The organism is Flavobacterium piscisymbiosum (genome assembly GCF_020905295.1).
Classification (GTDB): domain Bacteria; phylum Bacteroidota; class Bacteroidia; order Flavobacteriales; family Flavobacteriaceae; genus Flavobacterium; species Flavobacterium piscisymbiosum.
On sequence record NZ_JAJJMM010000001.1, the window covers coordinates 5,094,889 to 5,111,361 of the forward strand.

Sequence of the window (16,473 nt, forward strand, 5' to 3'; positions counted from 1 at the left end):
CTTAAATAAGACACAAAGCTAGATTTTACTGCGATTTATAGTTTCATGCAAAGACATAAAGACGCTAAGCTTTGCTTTTTGGAGCATTTTGTTTCTCTTTTATATTAAATGTTTCTTTTCAAAACTACTGCCCTAGCCCCGATGGGAGGGAAAATCCTTTTGTGGTGGGGTTCACCACAAAAGATTGGAAGGACAGCGGGAAATAGCTCCTAATCTTTATTAAATTCCAAATCTTTAAAATTCCAAATTCCAATAAAAGCTAGTCTATGTATTAGTATGTGAAAATTGCTCTTATATATTATAGTAGAAACTTGTCCTTATATATAGGTACAAAAAATAAATCCGACGGCTTTTGAAAACTGTCGGGTTATGGGAATGAAATCTTACCTTATATATAGGAAGGTTATTTTTTATTGAGTGTCTTAGCTTTTGCTTCCCAATGATTCATTAGATCGTCGTAGTTTACAGGATTAGCGGATTTTTGATTTACCAGGCGACCGGATTCAAATGCTCTGAGAAGAATGGTTTCTATTAGATAGTCTTCGTTGACTTCGTAGGGTTTGTATTCGGTTTTTAGGCTAATGTCGAATAAATTGGCTGTTGTATTGGATACAAAGGCTTTGAAACCGCTTTTTAGGGTTTTAATTAATTCGTATGTTGTGATGCCGGTTTGTCTGTGAACAAGCTTGACCAGAATTTGACCTTGTTTACGCGAAAGCTTTTTAAGTCTTGCCTCGAATTCATTATTAAGGTAATCTTCTACTATTTTAAAGTACTTCTTCTTTTCGCGGTTGGTTTTTAAACGTGCCATTCCGCTATTCAGCGCTGTTAATCTATCAGCGGCTAGTTTTGCGTAGGGATATACTTTATAAACCCTGTTTTGAAGGATCAGGAATTGCTTTTGCGCTTCGGGATCGAGTTTTTCTTTCGAAATAATAATCTCGGGCAATTGAATTGTATCATTCAAAATAGAGTCTTGCTCGGTTAATATATAACCCATTTGCTGGTTTTCTTTGGTTGTAACCTGAGCCTGAGTTGTAAACGAAATCAACACGAGGAATAAAATACAGTAGGTAAATCTCATTGAATCATAATTTAAGTGTAAAATTATATATTTATATACAACTCTAATACCAAATTTATAAATTAGCAAAAAAATATTTTTATGAGCACAGAATCTATCTTAAAAGATACCTCGATTGCTTTCCTGGAAAGCTACCTAAATAACGCCTCTCCTACTGGCTACGAAAGCGAAGGGCAAAAACTTTGGATGAATTATTTAAAACCTTATGTAGATACTTTTATTACGGATACTTACGGAACTGCTGTTGGAGTTATAAATCCTGATGCGCCTTTTAAGGTTGTAATTGAAGGGCATGCAGATGAAATTTCGTGGTATGTAAACTACATTACTGATGATGGTTTATTATATGTTATTAGAAATGGTGGATCTGATCATCAGATTGCACCATCGAAAAGGGTTCACATTCATACTAAAAAAGGCATTGTAAAGGGTGTTTTTGGCTGGCCGGCGATTCATACGCGTTTGCGTGATAAGGAAGAGGCTCCAAAAATTAGTAATATTTTTATTGATTTGGGTTGCGAAACTAAAGAACAGGTTCTGGAAATGGGCGTACATGTGGGTTGCGTGATTACTTATCCTGATGAATTTATGATCCTGAACGAAAATAAATTTGTTTGTCGTGCGATTGATAACAGAATGGGCGGTTTTATGATTGCCGAAGTGGCTCGTTTATTAAAAGAAAACAACAAGACACTTCCGTTTGGTTTGTATATCGTGAATTCGGTTCAGGAAGAAATTGGTCTTCGTGGTGCTGAAATGATTGCTCAGACTATTAAACCTAATGTTGCTATTGTAACTGATGTTTGCCACGATACGACTACACCTATGATTGATAAAAAGGTTGAAGGTGACCTTAAAATGGGTAAAGGTCCTGTTATTGCTTATGCTCCGGCGGTACAAAACAAATTGCGTGATTTAATTGTTGATACTGCCGAAGAGAATAAGATTCCGTTTCAGCGTCATGCAACTTCTCGTGCTACGGGAACTGACACTGATGCTTTTGCTTATAGTAATGGCGGCGTAGCATCGGCATTGATATCTTTGCCTTTGCGTTATATGCATACAACTGTAGAAATGGTGCATAGAGAAGATGTTGAAAATGTGATTCAGTTGATTTATGAATCGTTACTGAAAATTGAAAACAATGAAACTTTTTCTTATTTTAAATAAGAACTGATTGAAAAACGCAAATTCGGTTATTTTTATAAATGGCCGAATTTGCAAATATAAAACTGCATGAAGATACTATTACTCGAAGACGATTTTACTTTATCTAAAGAAATCTCAGCGTTCTTTACTACAAAAGGATTCGAGTGTTTCCCCTATTATGATGGTACTTTGTTATTAAAAAAATATTTTCCTTACGATTATGATTTAATCATTCTTGATATTAATGTTCCCGGTACAAACGGAATTGATGTTTGCAAAGGTATTCGTGAGGTTGATAAAAAAACACCAATCATTATGTTAACGGCTTTTAGCGATATTGAGGATAAATTATCTTCTTTTGATAATGGTGCCGATGATTATCTGGTGAAGCCTTTTCATTTTGAAGAATTATTTGCCCGCATTTCATCTTTGTTAAGACGAAAAGATATTCCGCAGCAAAGTGAAAGCAAGATTATTATAAATGATTTAGAAATTCTGGAAGATGATATGAAAATTTTTCGCTCAGGTGAAGAGATTAAACTGACTCCCAAGGAATTTAAACTCATTTTGATTTTGGCTCATGCCAAAGGAAAAGTATTATCTAAACAATTTATAGCCGAAAAACTTTGGGATTATCATATTGAAACCAATCAGAATACGATTGAAGTTTATATCAATTTTCTGAGGAAAAAAATAGATAAAGACCATGAAACAAAACTTATCAGGACCAAGGTGGGTTACGGATATTATTTGAGCGATCAGGAATGACATTAAAAAATCGAATATCACTTTTAGTAAGTTTATTATTTACAATCCTTTTTGGGTTGGCTTCTACTTTGATATTTGTTTTGTATTCCAATTTCAGGAAAGATGAATTCAGGGATCGTCTTGAAATTAAGGCGCTATCGAATATTAAACTTCTTGTAAATGTAAAGGAAATCGATAATCAGCTTTTGAAGATGATTGATCAAAATTCGATCAATAAATTGTATGATGAGAAAACTTTGGTTTTTGATTCTAATTACAAACTTATTTATAGTAGTATTGATGATGCAAAAATAAAATGGTCTATAGATGATCTAAAATATCTAAAAAAGCATAAAACCTTTTTTAAGAAACAAGGAAACTATGAGGTTTATGGTGTTTTTTATGATACCAATGACAGGGATTTTTATGCTTTAATATCGGCCACAGATAATTTTGGTCAACGCAGATTGCTATTTTTAAGATATACACTAATAGTTTCTTATATCTTTTTTACATGTATTTGCTGGGTAGTTACTTCGATTACGGTTAAAAAATTAATGAGTCCGCTAAATACTTTTCATCAGAAAATAAAGAATATAAACGAGAACAATCTTGATACTCGTGTAGAATCAAAAAGCAATAAGGATGAAATTGATTTGATTGCGAATGAGTTCAATTTTATGATGGACAGGATCGAAATCTCCTATCAAAGGCAAAAAGAATTTACTGCACATGCTTCTCACGAACTTAGAACTCCGTTATCCAGAATTACTTCGCAAATAGAAAACGTAATCGCTGATACTAAGACCAGCAATGAGAGAAAGAGTTTTTTGAAGACTATTTTATCTGATGTAAATCAATTAACTGAATTAATTAATTCGCTTTTGATTTTATCTAAAATAGATAATAAGAAACATGAAAGTAATGAAGTTCATCGTATGGATGAAATCTTATTTTCGGCTATAGAGAATTTAAATAAAAGCTATCCTGAGTTTTTAATTTTGTTCGAAATAGAAGAAAGCGATAATATAGATACTGCCTTAGAAATAAAAGGCAATAAAAATTTATTGGAAATCGCTATAAGCAATGTACTTAAGAATGCTTGTGTTTACTCTGATAATAAACAGGCGAAAGTTGTTATTAGCACTCAGGATAATAACTTAATTATTTCTATTTCTAACACGGGGAACACGCTAAAAGAAAATGAACAAAAAATTCTTTTTCAACCTTTTATGCGTGGCAAAAATTCAAAAGGAACTTCAGGCTTTGGCCTTGGTTTGCGTATTGTGCAACGCATCTTAACATTGCACAAAGCAAACATAACTTACAGTATTCCAGAGATTAACACGAATTTATTTCAGTTATTTTTTCATTTTTAAATTATTTTAAGGTATTTTTAAGGTAGATTTTAAGGAGTCTTAAAGTCTGGTGATAGCATATTTGTATAATTAAAAATAATACAATGAGAAAACTCTGTGCATTCATACTTGTACTTTTCGGTCCGGTAGTTTTGGCTCAAAAAACAGTCACCCTTCAGGACTGTGAAAGCCAATTTCTTAAAAACAACCTTTTTTTGTTGGCATCACAATATAATATCGATGCATCGAAAGCATTAACGATTCAGGCCCGTATTTGGGACAATCCATCCATTACCGCAGAATTAAACGCTTACAACCCCGAGCGGAAGCAATATTTTGATATTGGGAAAGACGGACAAAAAGTATTTGGGATTGAGCAATTGATTTATTTAGGTGGAAAAAAACGCAATGAAATTAAGCTGGCTCAAACTAATGAAAAGCTAGCCGAACTACAGTTTAATGATCTGTTGAGGACTTTAAAACTTCAATTGCGAAAAAGTTTTTTCACCGTTTATTACAACACAAAAAGTCTTGAAACTACAGACAAACAACTGGTTCACATTGAAGACTTAATTAACTCCTACTCTATTCAGGCGCAAAAAGGAAATGTTCCTTTGCGGGATGTGGTGCGTTTACAATCTCTGTTTTTAAATTTTAAGAATGAAAGAATGGGAGTTGTAAATGAAAATATTGAAGAGCAAGCCAACTTAAAATTATTACTGAATTCTGCTGAAAATATTGTTCCTGATGTTTCAAAGGAAGAATTTAATAAATACATTAAAACAATTCCGTTTGATCTTAAGGCTTTTCAAGATGATGCTATCGCAAATCGTCCTGATTATTTAGCCAAACAAAAAGATATTGAAGCAAACGAAATAAATGTAAAATGGCAAAAATCCCTTTCGATTCCGGATCTTACTCTTGGAGCCAATTATGATCAGCGAAGCGGAGCTTTTAATAACGAAGCTAATTTGACACTTGGAATTCCGTTACCTCTTTGGAATAAAAACAAAGGAAACATCAAATATGCACAAACGATTTTAGAACAATCAAAAATTGAGAAGCAAAATTTTGACTTGCAGTTGCAAACCGAAATTACATCGGCATGGAACAAATGGGACGAATCCCGCAAAAACTATGTTGTGATAAAACCTACTGTAAATTCAGACTTTGAAGCGGTTTATAACGGAATCCTGACCAACTTTCAGAAACGAAATATCAGTTTATTAGAGTTTACTGATTTTATGGAGAGTTATAATCAGGCTTCTATACTGGTAAATGAATTAAAGAAAAAAGTAGTGCTTTCGGGCGAAGAACTTAATAGTACCATCAACAAAGACTTATTCTAAAACTAAACAAAATGAAATATAAACTAATTATAGGAATTGCTCTTGTGAGTTTATCAATCGCAAGCTGCAAAAAGGAAGTTGAAAATCCTGATACTAATACGTCTTTTGCTTTGAGCGATTCGATGCTTAAAACAACTACTACAGCCGAAGCACAAACTCAGCCTGTCAAAAACGTTTTAAGTTTTTACGGGAAAATTACCGCTGATAACAATAAAATGATTGACGTTTACCCGCTTGTTGGCGGAAACGTGATCAAAGTAAATGTAGAACTTGGAGATTATGTGCGTAAAGGACAAGTTTTGGCTACGATAAAAAGTACCGATATTGCTGATTTTGAAAAACAATCGATTGATGCTAAAAACGATTTACTGGTAGCGAAAAATCAAATGAAAGTTGCTCAGGAATTATTTGACGGAAAATTAAATTCTGAAAGTGATGTTCTTCAGGCAAAATCTGAAGTAAATAAAGCGCAATCTCAATTGAGTAAAATTCAGGAAACGTATAAAATATACAACATCAAAGCGGGTTCGATTTACGAAGTAACTGCACCAATTAGTGGTTTTATTATTCAAAAAAGCATCAATCAGGATATGCTTTTACGAAATGACCGTTCTGAAAACATTTTTGATATTGCTGAGATTAGCGAAGTTTGGGCTTTGGCGAATATTAATGAAATAGACATTAATAAAGTAAAATTAGGAATCGATGCTGATGTCACAACCTTAAGTTATCCTGATAAAGTTTTTAAAGGAAAAGTCGATAAAATTTTCAACGTTATCGATCCCGAAACTAAGGCCATGCAGGCACGTATAAAATTACAGAATCCCGGTTATATGCTAAAGCCTGATATGAATGCCAATATCAAACTGTCTTATAGCGAAGGAGACAGTATGATAGCCGTACCGAGTAAGGCAATTGTTTTTGATAAAAGCAAAAACTTTGTAATGGTATTTAAGGATCGTAATAACATCGAAACAAGACAAGTAGATGTTTACAGAGTTGTTGGTGATGTAACCTACATTTCTAAAGGTTTAAAAGAAAATGAGAAAGTAATTACCAACAATCAGTTATTTATTTATCGCGCTTTAAACGAATAAGACATGAACAAATTCATACGAAATATTATTGCTTTTTCGCTAAAGAATAAAGCGTTTACCTTTTTCTGGGTAGGATTATTAGCAGTCGCCGGGTTTATTTCTTTCAAAAATATGCCTATTGACGCATTTCCGGATGTAACAAATACTCAAATCATCATCATAACGCAATGGAACGGGAAAAGTGCCGAAGAAGTAGAGCGATTTGTAACCTCGCCTATCGAGATCTCGATGAACTCGGTTCAAAAAAAGACAAGCGTTCGTAGTATTACGATGTTTGGATTATCGGTAATCAAAATTATTTTTGATGACGGCGTAGACGATCAGTTTGCGCGTCTTCAGGTAAACAATTTATTAAAAAATGTCTCGCTTCCGGATGATGTAGAACCGGATGTTCAGCCGCCTTATGGGCCTACCGGTGAGATTTTTAGATATATTGTAAAAAGTGACAGCAGAGATAGTAGAGAGTTACTAACTTACCAAAACTGGGTAATTGACAAACAACTTCGCTCTGTTCCCGGTGTTGCTGATTTGAATGTTTTTGGAGGACAAACCAAAACATACGAAGTTGGTGTTGACCCAATTAAACTAGCCAAATACAACATTACACCACTTCAGGTTTATAACGCTGTAAATGCAGGAAACTTAAATGTGGGTGGAGATATTATCGAAAAAAACGGTCAGGCTTTTGTAGTTCGTGGCGTTGGACTTCTAAAATCGATTCAGGATATCGAAAATATTATTGTTGATGATGCGAACGGGAATCCTATTTTAGTAAAAAACCTGGCTTCGGTTTATGAAAGCGCCATGCCTAGAGTTGGCCAAACCGGATTAGGCAAAAATGATGATGTTGTCGAAGGTATAATTGTAATGCGAAAAGGTGAAAATCCTCAGGAGACACTAGCATTAATAAAAGCAAAAATAAAAGACTTAAACGATAATGTTCTTCCAAAAGACATCAAGTTAGTAACTTTTTATGATCGTGATAATTTAATGAATTTCACGACCGAAACTGTAATGCATAACTTATTTGAAGGAATTATTCTGGTTACCTGCGTTGTATTCCTCTTTATGGCCGACTGGAGAACTACTTTTACCGTTTCGATTGTTATTCCGCTCTCTTTATTATTTGCCTTTTTATGTCTAAAAATGATGGGAATGAGCGCGAACTTACTGAGTTTGGGTGCGGTCGATTTCGGGATTATTATTGATGGTGCCGTGGTAATGGTCGAAGGATTATTTGTCGTCTTAGATCATAGGGCGCATCAATTAGGAATGACAGCATATAATAAAATTGCAAAAGGAAGTTTGATTAAAAAAACCGGAGCCGAAATGGGTAAAGCCATCTTCTTTTCTAAATTAATCATTATTACTGCCTTATTACCCATATTCTCATTCCAGAAAGTAGAAGGAAAAATGTTTTCTCCCCTAGCCTATACATTAGGTTTTGCTTTAATGGGCGCATTACTTTTTACCCTGACTTTAGTTCCTGTTTTATCGCATATACTTTTAAATAAAAATGTAAAAGAAAAAAATAATCCGTTTGTTAATTTCTGGGATCGAATTGTAGGTAAAAGTTTTGCCTGGACTTTTAAGCATAAAGTACAAACCTTAATTGGTTCAATCTCGCTTTTGGTAGTGGTTTTCTTTTCGGCTACTTTTTTAGGAACAGAGTTTTTACCACAACTTAACGAAGGAGCTTTATGGGTTACGGCAGAATTGCCTATGAGTACTTCATTGCCGGAAAGTGTAAAAACAGCTGCGATAATTAGAAAAGATCTGGAAAGTTTTCCTGAGGTAAAAAATGTTTTATCGCAAACCGGACGAAGTAATGACGGAACTGACCCAAATGGATTTGGATTTATACAACTTCAGGTTGATTTAAAACCAAAATCAGAATGGAAACGAAAAATCAGCATGGATGATTTGATTAATGAAATGGATGAAAAACTACGCGTTCATCAGGGAATTACTTATAATTATTCGCAACCGGTAATTGATAACGTAGCAGAATCTGTGGCAGGATTTAAAGCCTCAAATGCTGTTAAAATTTATGGAGATGATCTGGATAAATTAGACGAGTTATCAAACGAAGTTTTGGCACAAATAAAAAATATTCCGGGTATAAAAGATGCCGGAATTCTAAGAAATGTTGGTCAGCCTGAAATTAGTGTTATACTCGACAGAGATAAAATGGCAGCTTACGGAGTAACATTAAGTGATGCACAAGCGGTTTTAGAATTAGCTTTTGGAGGAAAAACAGCAACAGAAAAATATGAAGACGATAAAAAGTTTGATGTCAGAGTTCGTTTTTCTAAGGAATATCGTAAAGATGAAAATGATATTGCCGAACTTAAAGTTCCAACTATTAGCGGTATTAAAATTCCATTGAAAGAAATCTCTGATTTAAAAACCATAACGGGGCCGGCATTTATTTACAGAGATAATACCAAACGTTTTATAGGTGTAAAATTCTCTGTTCGTGATCGAGATTTAGGAAGTACCATTGCAGAAGCACAGGCAAAAGTGGCTAAAATGAAACTTCCAAACGGATATACCGTAGGATGGACAGGAGAATTTGAAAATCAGGTTCGCGCCAGTGCCCGTTTGGCTCAGGTTGTTCCTATCAGTTTAATCGGGATATTTGTTCTCTTGTTTATTTTATTTGGCAATATCAAAGATTCATTACTGGTTCTGGCGAATGTTCCTTTTGCGATTATTGGAGGAATTATTGCACTGCATCTTACCAGAATGAACTTCGGAATCTCTGCAGGAGTTGGTTTTATTGCCTTGCTGGGAATTTGTATTCAAAACGGAGTTATTCTGATATCCGAATTTCATCATAATTTAAAAGCCAAGTTCACACTCGAAGAATCGATATTTATGGGTGTAAAAGCCAGAACAAGAGCCGTGGTCATGACCGCACTTATGGCATCTATAGGTTTAATGCCTGCAGCAATTTCAACTGGAATTGGTTCTGAGTCACAAAAACCATTGGCAATTGTTATTATCGGAGGATTAATTACTGCAACTGTTTTAACACTTTTGGTTTTCCCTATTATATTTTGGGTGTTCAACCGCAAAAAACATATTCCAATCGAATAAAGAAATTGAAGATTGATTAATTGGTTAAATTAATTTGATTAGGTTTGAAAGAAAAAAGCATCATTATTTTTAATGGTGCTTTTTTTATTTTTACTAAATATTACTTCATTATCTTGCGTCTTATTTTTATTACATATAAAACCTTATGAAGTATATTTATTTTTTAGTGAGCGTTTTCTTCATTTCGCTACTTGCCTCGGTCATCAACCCAAAAGAAGGTTTTACTTGCTTTCTCGAAGTAATTCCTGCCATTATCGGATTTTTGATTTTAGCATTCACTTTCAAAAAATTTAGGTTTACCAATTTTACCTATACTTTAATTTTAATTCATTGCATCATTCTGTTCATTGGCGGACATTATACGTACGCCGAAGTTCCGTTTTTTGACTACATCAAAGAAGTTTTTCATCAAAGCAGAAACAATTATGATAAAGTAGGTCATTTTGCGCAAGGTTTGGTTCCGGCAATGATCATAAGAGAACTATTTATTCGCAAAAAAGTAATTGCCAATCAAAGTTTCTTCAATTTTATTATAGTTTCCATTTGTCTGGCTATTAGCGCAGCATATGAATTTATCGAATGGTTTGTTTCGATAGCAACCGGAGATGGCGGCGATGCATTTTTAGGAACACAAGGATATGTTTGGGATACACAATCGGATATGCTATTTGCTACGATTGGTGCAATTGTGGGATTGATTCTATTTTCGAAAATACAAGATAATCAGATTCAAAAAACAGACTTTTAAGAATCTTCTGTTTTTTTAGGAGCTATTCCCGCTGTCCTTCCAAATCTTTTGTCCGCCGCGGCTGACAAAAGGATTTTCCCTCCCATCGGGGCTAAAAAAGTATCCAAATAAAAAACGACCTTCTGCTCAAGGAAGGTCGTTTTGTATACTAACTCAAAAACTCGATTTAAACTTTTATTTCAAATCTTTCAAAATGGCAATAGCCTCTGTTGCATTTGATAATTGTGCATATTTTAAAGCTGTAAACCCTTTGTCATTTCTAACAGATGCATTTGCTCCGTTTGCTAATAAAACTTTTAGAATATCTACTTTGTTATAACGTGCAGCTATCATCAAAGGTGACAGATCTTCAGATAATTGATTTACATCAGCTCCGTATTCTATTAATTTTTTAACAAAATCAAGATCTCCTTTACTCACAGCCACATTTAGTGGAGTTGAGAAACTGTTTACGATTTCCATTTGTGGTTGTACAAATGATGGTTGATTTGAAGCCATTGAAACATTTGCAAATGCTACTAAAGCTACTCCTAAATAAATGATTGAATTTTTCATAATGATTGATTGTTAATTGTTGATTGATTAATGATGATTTTTAATTTCTATGTAAATGTACTTCTAATTCATGTATTATGCATAACAAAGTACCATGTTTTAACTAATTCTTAACTTTTAGATAACAAATATCCAAGAAGCTTAAAATTTATGTTATCTCTTTTTAAAAAAGCTTCTACATAATAGACGCTATCTTATTCAAAATGTTACAGTAAAAATGAAAAAATATCAAAAAAAATATCATATCATAAATTCAAGCCCTTAGTTTTTTTAAATTTACTCTATATTTAAATCACATTAAATAAACAAGTTGCCATTTAATAAACAAACAAAAACCAATTAACAACCTTAAAACCAAAAATTATGGGAATCATTAAAAAAATTCTGATCGTCCTCATTTTGATTATTGCCATCGTATTAATCGCGGCGTATGTGATGCCAAAAAACTATGCAATCGAGAGAGAAATTACGATCAATAAACCAGTTGATACCGTTTTTAATTACGTAAGATCCTTAAAAAATCAAAACGAATTTAGTGTTTGGGCCAATACCGATCCAAAAATGAAAGTAACTTATACCGGAACTGATGGAGAAGTTGGATCAAAATCTGCGTGGGAAAGTGATGTAAAAGAAGTTGGTGTTGGCGAGCAGGAAATTACCAATATAACTACAGGAAAACGTATCGATTTTGCTTTGCGCTTCAAAAAACCAATGGAAGATACAGCCGTAGGTTTTATGTCTACAGAAACTGTTTCAGGAAATCAAACCAAAGTAAAATGGGGGATTAATGGCGTTATTCCCTACCCAATGAATATCATGCTGCCCATGATGAAAATGGATCAAATGATTGGGAATGATTTGCAAAAAGGTCTTGAAAATCTAAAGGATAAATTACAGGAATAATCTATATCGCTAATAAATAAAAAAGCATCAGCTATAACTGATGCTTTTTTGCTAATCTTATTTTGCATTTTTCAAAATTGCGATAGATTCAGTAGCTTTTGCGTACTCTGCGAAATTTATTGCTCTTAAACCTTTTTCATTCTCGATCCTGGGATTAGCTCCGCTAGCCAATAAAACCTTAATAATTTCAAATTTATTAAAACGGGCTGCCAACATCAAAGGTGACATATCTCTAACCAACTTATTTACATTGGTTCCGTATTCAATTAATTTTTTAACCTTTTCAATATCTCCCTCACATACGGCGTAATGTAGAGACGACACTTCATTAGCAGGAGAATCGATTGGATCTTTTACTAATTGCCTGATATTCGATGCTTTCGATACTTGTGTAGACATAGCCAGAGCTAAACCTAAAATAATTACTGATTTTTTCATGTTGATTGATTGATTTTATGATTGATGTAAAAATTAAATTAATGCTTAAATATCATTCTTAATTTTTTTGATTACTATAGTAGTCGTCTAAACAATCAAATATGTTACACATAAATGAAAAAAAAATTAAATAAAAAAAGTGCAACTCAGAGAAACGCTTCATTGCACTTCTATTTGCTTCTCTACTATCTTTATTCTAAATTGAACTTTTTAGTAAAAATTTACACAAAAGAAAATGCCTTGCTATTAGTATAACAAGGCATTTTTATTTTTAAAAGTTTACGGTTAAATAAGCCCGAAAACTACTCTTTAGTACTTAAATACTCTACTACATTTTTCTCAATACGCTGATCGATATTTGCAATATCTGCCTTAACGAATTTTTCTCCTAAGATATTTTCATACAATTCAATATATCTTTCAGAAACTGATTCAATGTAAGCGTCTGTCATCTCTGGAATTTGTTGCCCGTCCTGCCCTTGAAAACCATTTTCGATCAACCAACGACGAACGAATTCTTTTGATAATTGTTTTTGTTCTTCTCCTTTATCTTGTCTTTCCTGATATCCATCGGCATAAAAATAACGAGAAGAATCCGGTGTATGAATTTCATCAATTAAAACAATAACACCATCTTTCGTTTTTCCGAATTCGTATTTTGTATCCACTAAAATTAATCCGCGTTCTGAAGCAATTTCAGTCCCTCTTTGAAACAAATCACGCGTATATTTTTCTAATACAATATAATCTTCTTCTGTAACAATTCCTTTAGCCAAAATATCTTCACGAGAAATATCTTCGTCATGAGAACCATTATCTGCTTTTGTAGTTGGCGTAATAATTGGTTCAGGAAATTTATCGTTTTCCTTTAAACCTTCTGCCATAGTTACACCACAAATTTGTCTCTTTCCGGCAGCATACTCACGAGCAGCATGTCCTGAAACATAACCGCGAATAACCATTTCTACTTTAAAAGGCTCACATAAATGTCCTACAGCAACATTAGGATCCGGAGTTGCAATCAACCAGTTTGGTACAATATCTTCTGTCAATTCCATAAATCTCGTTGCAATCTGATTCAGGATTTGCCCTTTGTACGGAATACCTTTTGGTAAAACCACGTCAAAAGCCGAAAGTCTGTCGGTTGCTACCATTACCAAAAGGTCGTCATTGATGTTGTAAACTTCTCTAACTTTTCCGCGGTAAACTGATTTCTGATCTGGAAAATTAAAGTTTGTAGTTGTGATTGTATTGCTCATTATTGCTAGTTGTGTTGTTTTTTATGAATGCAAATTTAAAACTAATTAAAAGAGCAAGCAAGTTTTTCAGTATTCAGTTTTCAGTCGCAATATTCAGTCGCAGTATTCAGTCGCAGTATTCACTCTCGATCTCGGTCTTTGCGCGAGCTCTGTCAAAGTTTTAAACTTTGACAAAGCTTTAACTAGGTTTTCAAACCCTCTGTAAACTGCTTTTCACTGTGACTGAAAACTGAGATTGAGACCGCGACTGAAAACTGTAAACTTATTTAAGAAGCGTTGAATTAAACAAATTCAAAATTCTGCTGTATTCATCAATCCAGGAATAAGTTTCTTTAAAACCGTGAGATTCAACAGGGAAAGAAGCAAGAATCCAATTTTTCTTTTGTAATTCTATAAAACGTTGTGACAAACGTACAATGTCTTTATATTCAACATTATCATCCACCATTCCGTGTAACATTACCAAATTTCCTTTTAAATTATCTGCATAATAAATAGGAGAACTTTTTTTGTAAGCTTCAGGATCTGTTTCCGGAAAATTTAGAATATTGCCAGTGTATCCGTGATTATAATGTGCCCAATCTGTAACCGAACGCAATGCCGCGCCCGAAGCAAATTCGCCGGGAGTAGTCAGCATTCCCATTAGAGTAATAAATCCACCGTATGAACCTCCGTAGATCCCTACTCTATTGGCATCAATTCCATATTTTTCTACTAATATTTTTTTCCCGTCAAGATGATCAGATAAATCTTTTCCTCCCATAAAACGGTAAATTCCGGTTCTAAAATCACGTCCGTAGCCGTCACTTCCTCTATAATCGATGTCCAGAACTGTATAACCTAAATCAGTCAACATGTTATGAAACATATATTCTCTATAATAATTACTCCAATAATTGTGAGCATTTTGCAAATAACCCGCACCATGAACAAAAATCACAGCAGCTTTGTTTGCGTTTTCTGATTTAGGCGTATACAATCTTGCATTTACAGGAGTTCCGTCTTGTGCTTTGAATGTAATTACTTCAGGTTCTCTCCATTTATAGCTTTTGAAACTTTCTGATACCGAAGAAGAAATTTGCTGTAAAGTCGTATTCTTTTTATTGTCGGCAATATAAAAATCCCAAGGAATATTTTTATACGAATAACGAACCAAAAGTGATTTTTCGTCAGGAGAAACTACTACTTCATGCGCTCCGTCTTTTGTTAAAATTGGTTCTAAAGCTCCACCTGTTGCTTCTAGTTTATAGAAATTTCTATTTCCCGGATGTGTTGTATTTGTGGTTAAATAAAATACCTTTTTATCTTTAGATAATGTAACATCACGAACTTCCCAATTTCCAGTTGTAAGTTGTGTTTTCTTACCTGATTTTACATTATAAGTATACAAATGCGAATATCCTGTGGCTTCAGACTGGAAATAAATCGTCTCATTATCTGCCAGAAAACCTAAAGTTCCTGAATCAAAAGAATACGAAGGAATTCCGGGACCTGCAATCCACGCATCATCATGCTGATGTTCGATTTCTTTAAAAGTTCCGTTTTCAAGATTTAAATTTACCAGCCATCTGTCTTTATTATCCTGACTTCTGATTTCGACAATTGCCAAAGATCCATCTTCATTATAAACTGGAGCCTGAGAAGTAACTAGTTTATCTTCTTTGGCTTTGTTTTTTAAATTATCATACGATTCATAATACTTTGGAGTATCCTGAATATGACTTAAAGTCGAAAAATTGACATAATAAACGGTATCTTTTGCTAAAGAATAAATTCCGAATTTAGTTTTTACAAAATTAGCCGTTGACACTTTTTCTTTGGTATCAGGAGTTTGATTATAACCATCATCTGTTATAAAAACTTCCATTTTCTCTTTTTTCACATCAGATTCTTCTACCAGACTAAAAGTGGCGAAATTTCCATTTGGATTTGCTTTTAGATTGTAGAAATTATCTTTTCCATAAAAATATTCTTTAGCAAAATCAGATTTAACGGCTTTGCTTTTGGCAAGATTCCATTGTTTTTTAGCTTCCTTATCTCTAATAAACAGAAATAATTCTTTTTGTTGCGTCTTTAAAAAAGAATCTTTACCAGCTGGTTTTTCTTTTTTAGTACCTTTATTAAAGTTGGTTATTTGCAGCATTGTTCCTTCTTTAGTATTGTATTTAAAAATATTATCATTTTGTTCAAAGAATACTATTCCATTTGCTGCGCCTAATTGAAGGTTTGAAATTGGAGTACTTTGCTGAATAATTTTCTTTATCGTTTTTGTGCTAATTGTATACGAATACAATCCTCCGTTATCAGTATAATAAGCAACATCAGAATTTGGTTTTCTTTTAAAATCAAGTTTCGAAAAAGCAGCTTCTTTTGGTTCTGCCAAAACTGATTTTGCTGCTCCTTTTTGCCAGAAATAAGTACTTGTTCCTAAATCATTGGTTGGATTCCATTCAAAATATACTTTTTTACCATCCAGAGACCAGCGTCCGTTTGTAGGTTGATTTCCAATAAAAGATTCGCCTTTCATTATTTCTTCCAATTTTAATGTTTGGCTTTTGCCCGAAATTGAAAAAATTAAAAGGGCAATGATAAAAATGTTTTTTGTCATGGTATTCGTTTTTTGATAAAACAAAAATACACTTTGAAAATTATTAAAAAAGTTTTTTTGTTATTTGCTTGCGAAA

Annotated in this window: 13 protein-coding genes; 8 read left to right on the forward strand and 5 right to left on the reverse strand. The window is 33.5% G+C overall.

The annotated features are described in order from the left end of the window. Positions 1-403: 403 nt before the first annotated feature. On the reverse strand, positions 404-1,084 hold the full coding sequence (locus tag LNP81_RS21685; protein WP_230039373.1) for a DUF4294 domain-containing protein: 681 nt from the start codon (positions 1,082-1,084) through the stop codon (positions 404-406). A gap of 81 nt (positions 1,085-1,165) precedes the next feature. On the opposite strand from LNP81_RS21685, the gene LNP81_RS21690 reads away from it, so the two are divergent. The 7 genes from LNP81_RS21690 to LNP81_RS21720 all read left to right on the forward strand — a co-directional run bounded on the left by LNP81_RS21690 (position 1,166) and on the right by LNP81_RS21720 (position 10,634). Next, positions 1,166-2,254: a M42 family metallopeptidase gene (locus tag LNP81_RS21690; RefSeq protein ID WP_230039374.1), complete on the forward strand. Its 1,089-nt coding sequence runs from the start codon at positions 1,166-1,168 to the stop codon at positions 2,252-2,254. A gap of 66 nt (positions 2,255-2,320) precedes the next feature. Beyond that, positions 2,321-3,001, forward strand: coding sequence for a response regulator transcription factor (locus LNP81_RS21695; protein WP_230039375.1), 681 nt, complete (start codon positions 2,321-2,323; stop codon positions 2,999-3,001). Then, positions 2,998-4,359, forward strand: coding sequence for a sensor histidine kinase (locus LNP81_RS21700; RefSeq protein WP_230039376.1), 1,362 nt, complete (start codon positions 2,998-3,000; stop codon positions 4,357-4,359). The genes LNP81_RS21695 and LNP81_RS21700 overlap by 4 nt, the downstream gene beginning before the upstream one ends. A gap of 83 nt (positions 4,360-4,442) precedes the next feature. After that, positions 4,443-5,687, forward strand: a complete 1,245-nt coding sequence (locus tag LNP81_RS21705) for a TolC family protein (RefSeq protein WP_230039377.1) — start codon at positions 4,443-4,445, stop codon at positions 5,685-5,687. Positions 5,688-5,698: 11 nt separating this feature from the next. Next, positions 5,699-6,784: an efflux RND transporter periplasmic adaptor subunit gene (locus LNP81_RS21710; RefSeq protein WP_230039378.1), complete on the forward strand. Its 1,086-nt coding sequence runs from the start codon at positions 5,699-5,701 to the stop codon at positions 6,782-6,784. 3 nt (positions 6,785-6,787) lie between these two features. Then, on the forward strand, positions 6,788-9,886 hold the full coding sequence (locus LNP81_RS21715; protein ID WP_230039379.1) for an efflux RND transporter permease subunit: 3,099 nt from the start codon (positions 6,788-6,790) through the stop codon (positions 9,884-9,886). 145 nt (positions 9,887-10,031) lie between these two features. Next, complete coding sequence (locus LNP81_RS21720; RefSeq protein WP_230039380.1) at positions 10,032-10,634, forward strand: DUF2238 domain-containing protein; 603 nt, start codon at positions 10,032-10,034, stop codon at positions 10,632-10,634. A 174-nt stretch (positions 10,635-10,808) separates the two neighbouring features. Here the strand turns inward: LNP81_RS21720 and LNP81_RS21725 are convergent, their stop codons facing one another. Continuing rightward, entirely contained in the window at positions 10,809-11,189 is a 381-nt protein-coding gene (locus LNP81_RS21725; protein WP_230039381.1) for an ankyrin repeat domain-containing protein, read from the reverse strand. A 363-nt stretch (positions 11,190-11,552) separates the two neighbouring features. On the opposite strand from LNP81_RS21725, the gene LNP81_RS21730 reads away from it, so the two are divergent. After that, a complete protein-coding gene (locus LNP81_RS21730) occupies positions 11,553-12,092 on the forward strand; it encodes an SRPBCC family protein (RefSeq protein ID WP_230039382.1) in 540 nt (179 codons plus the stop codon). 57 nt (positions 12,093-12,149) lie between these two features. Here LNP81_RS21730 and LNP81_RS21735 read toward each other — a convergent pair whose 3' ends face one another. The 3 genes from LNP81_RS21735 to LNP81_RS21745 form a co-directional block, all read right to left on the reverse strand. Next, complete coding sequence (locus LNP81_RS21735; RefSeq protein WP_230039383.1) at positions 12,150-12,530, reverse strand: ankyrin repeat domain-containing protein; 381 nt, start codon at positions 12,528-12,530, stop codon at positions 12,150-12,152. 302 nt (positions 12,531-12,832) lie between these two features. Then, a complete protein-coding gene (locus LNP81_RS21740; RefSeq protein WP_230039384.1) occupies positions 12,833-13,789 on the reverse strand; it encodes a phosphoribosylaminoimidazolesuccinocarboxamide synthase in 957 nt (318 codons plus the stop codon). Between the two features lie 262 nt (positions 13,790-14,051). Further along, positions 14,052-16,397, reverse strand: coding sequence for a S9 family peptidase (locus LNP81_RS21745; protein WP_230039385.1), 2,346 nt, complete (start codon positions 16,395-16,397; stop codon positions 14,052-14,054). Between the last annotated feature and the right edge of the window lie 76 nt (positions 16,398-16,473).

What these genes read in the sequence shown, in the direction of transcription:
- LNP81_RS21720 (WP_230039380.1), top strand. Translation starts at nt 10,032, where the DNA reads ATGAAGTATATTTATTTTTTAGTGAGCGTTTTCTTCATTTCGCTACTT.
- LNP81_RS21745 (WP_230039385.1), bottom strand. Translation starts at nt 16,397, where the DNA reads ATGACAAAAAACATTTTTATCATTGCCCTTTTAATTTTTTCAATTTCG.
- LNP81_RS21705 (WP_230039377.1), top strand. Translation starts at nt 4,443, where the DNA reads ATGAGAAAACTCTGTGCATTCATACTTGTACTTTTCGGTCCGGTAGTT.
- LNP81_RS21695 (WP_230039375.1), top strand. Translation starts at nt 2,321, where the DNA reads ATGAAGATACTATTACTCGAAGACGATTTTACTTTATCTAAAGAAATC.
- LNP81_RS21715 (WP_230039379.1), top strand. Translation starts at nt 6,788, where the DNA reads ATGAACAAATTCATACGAAATATTATTGCTTTTTCGCTAAAGAATAAA.
- LNP81_RS21685 (WP_230039373.1), bottom strand. Translation starts at nt 1,084, where the DNA reads ATGAGATTTACCTACTGTATTTTATTCCTCGTGTTGATTTCGTTTACA.
- LNP81_RS21730 (WP_230039382.1), top strand. Translation starts at nt 11,553, where the DNA reads ATGGGAATCATTAAAAAAATTCTGATCGTCCTCATTTTGATTATTGCC.
- LNP81_RS21740 (WP_230039384.1), bottom strand. Translation starts at nt 13,789, where the DNA reads ATGAGCAATACAATCACAACTACAAACTTTAATTTTCCAGATCAGAAA.
- LNP81_RS21725 (WP_230039381.1), bottom strand. Translation starts at nt 11,189, where the DNA reads ATGAAAAATTCAATCATTTATTTAGGAGTAGCTTTAGTAGCATTTGCA.
- LNP81_RS21690 (WP_230039374.1), top strand. Translation starts at nt 1,166, where the DNA reads ATGAGCACAGAATCTATCTTAAAAGATACCTCGATTGCTTTCCTGGAA.
- LNP81_RS21710 (WP_230039378.1), top strand. Translation starts at nt 5,699, where the DNA reads ATGAAATATAAACTAATTATAGGAATTGCTCTTGTGAGTTTATCAATC.
- LNP81_RS21700 (WP_230039376.1), top strand. Translation starts at nt 2,998, where the DNA reads ATGACATTAAAAAATCGAATATCACTTTTAGTAAGTTTATTATTTACA.
- LNP81_RS21735 (WP_230039383.1), bottom strand. Translation starts at nt 12,530, where the DNA reads ATGAAAAAATCAGTAATTATTTTAGGTTTAGCTCTGGCTATGTCTACA.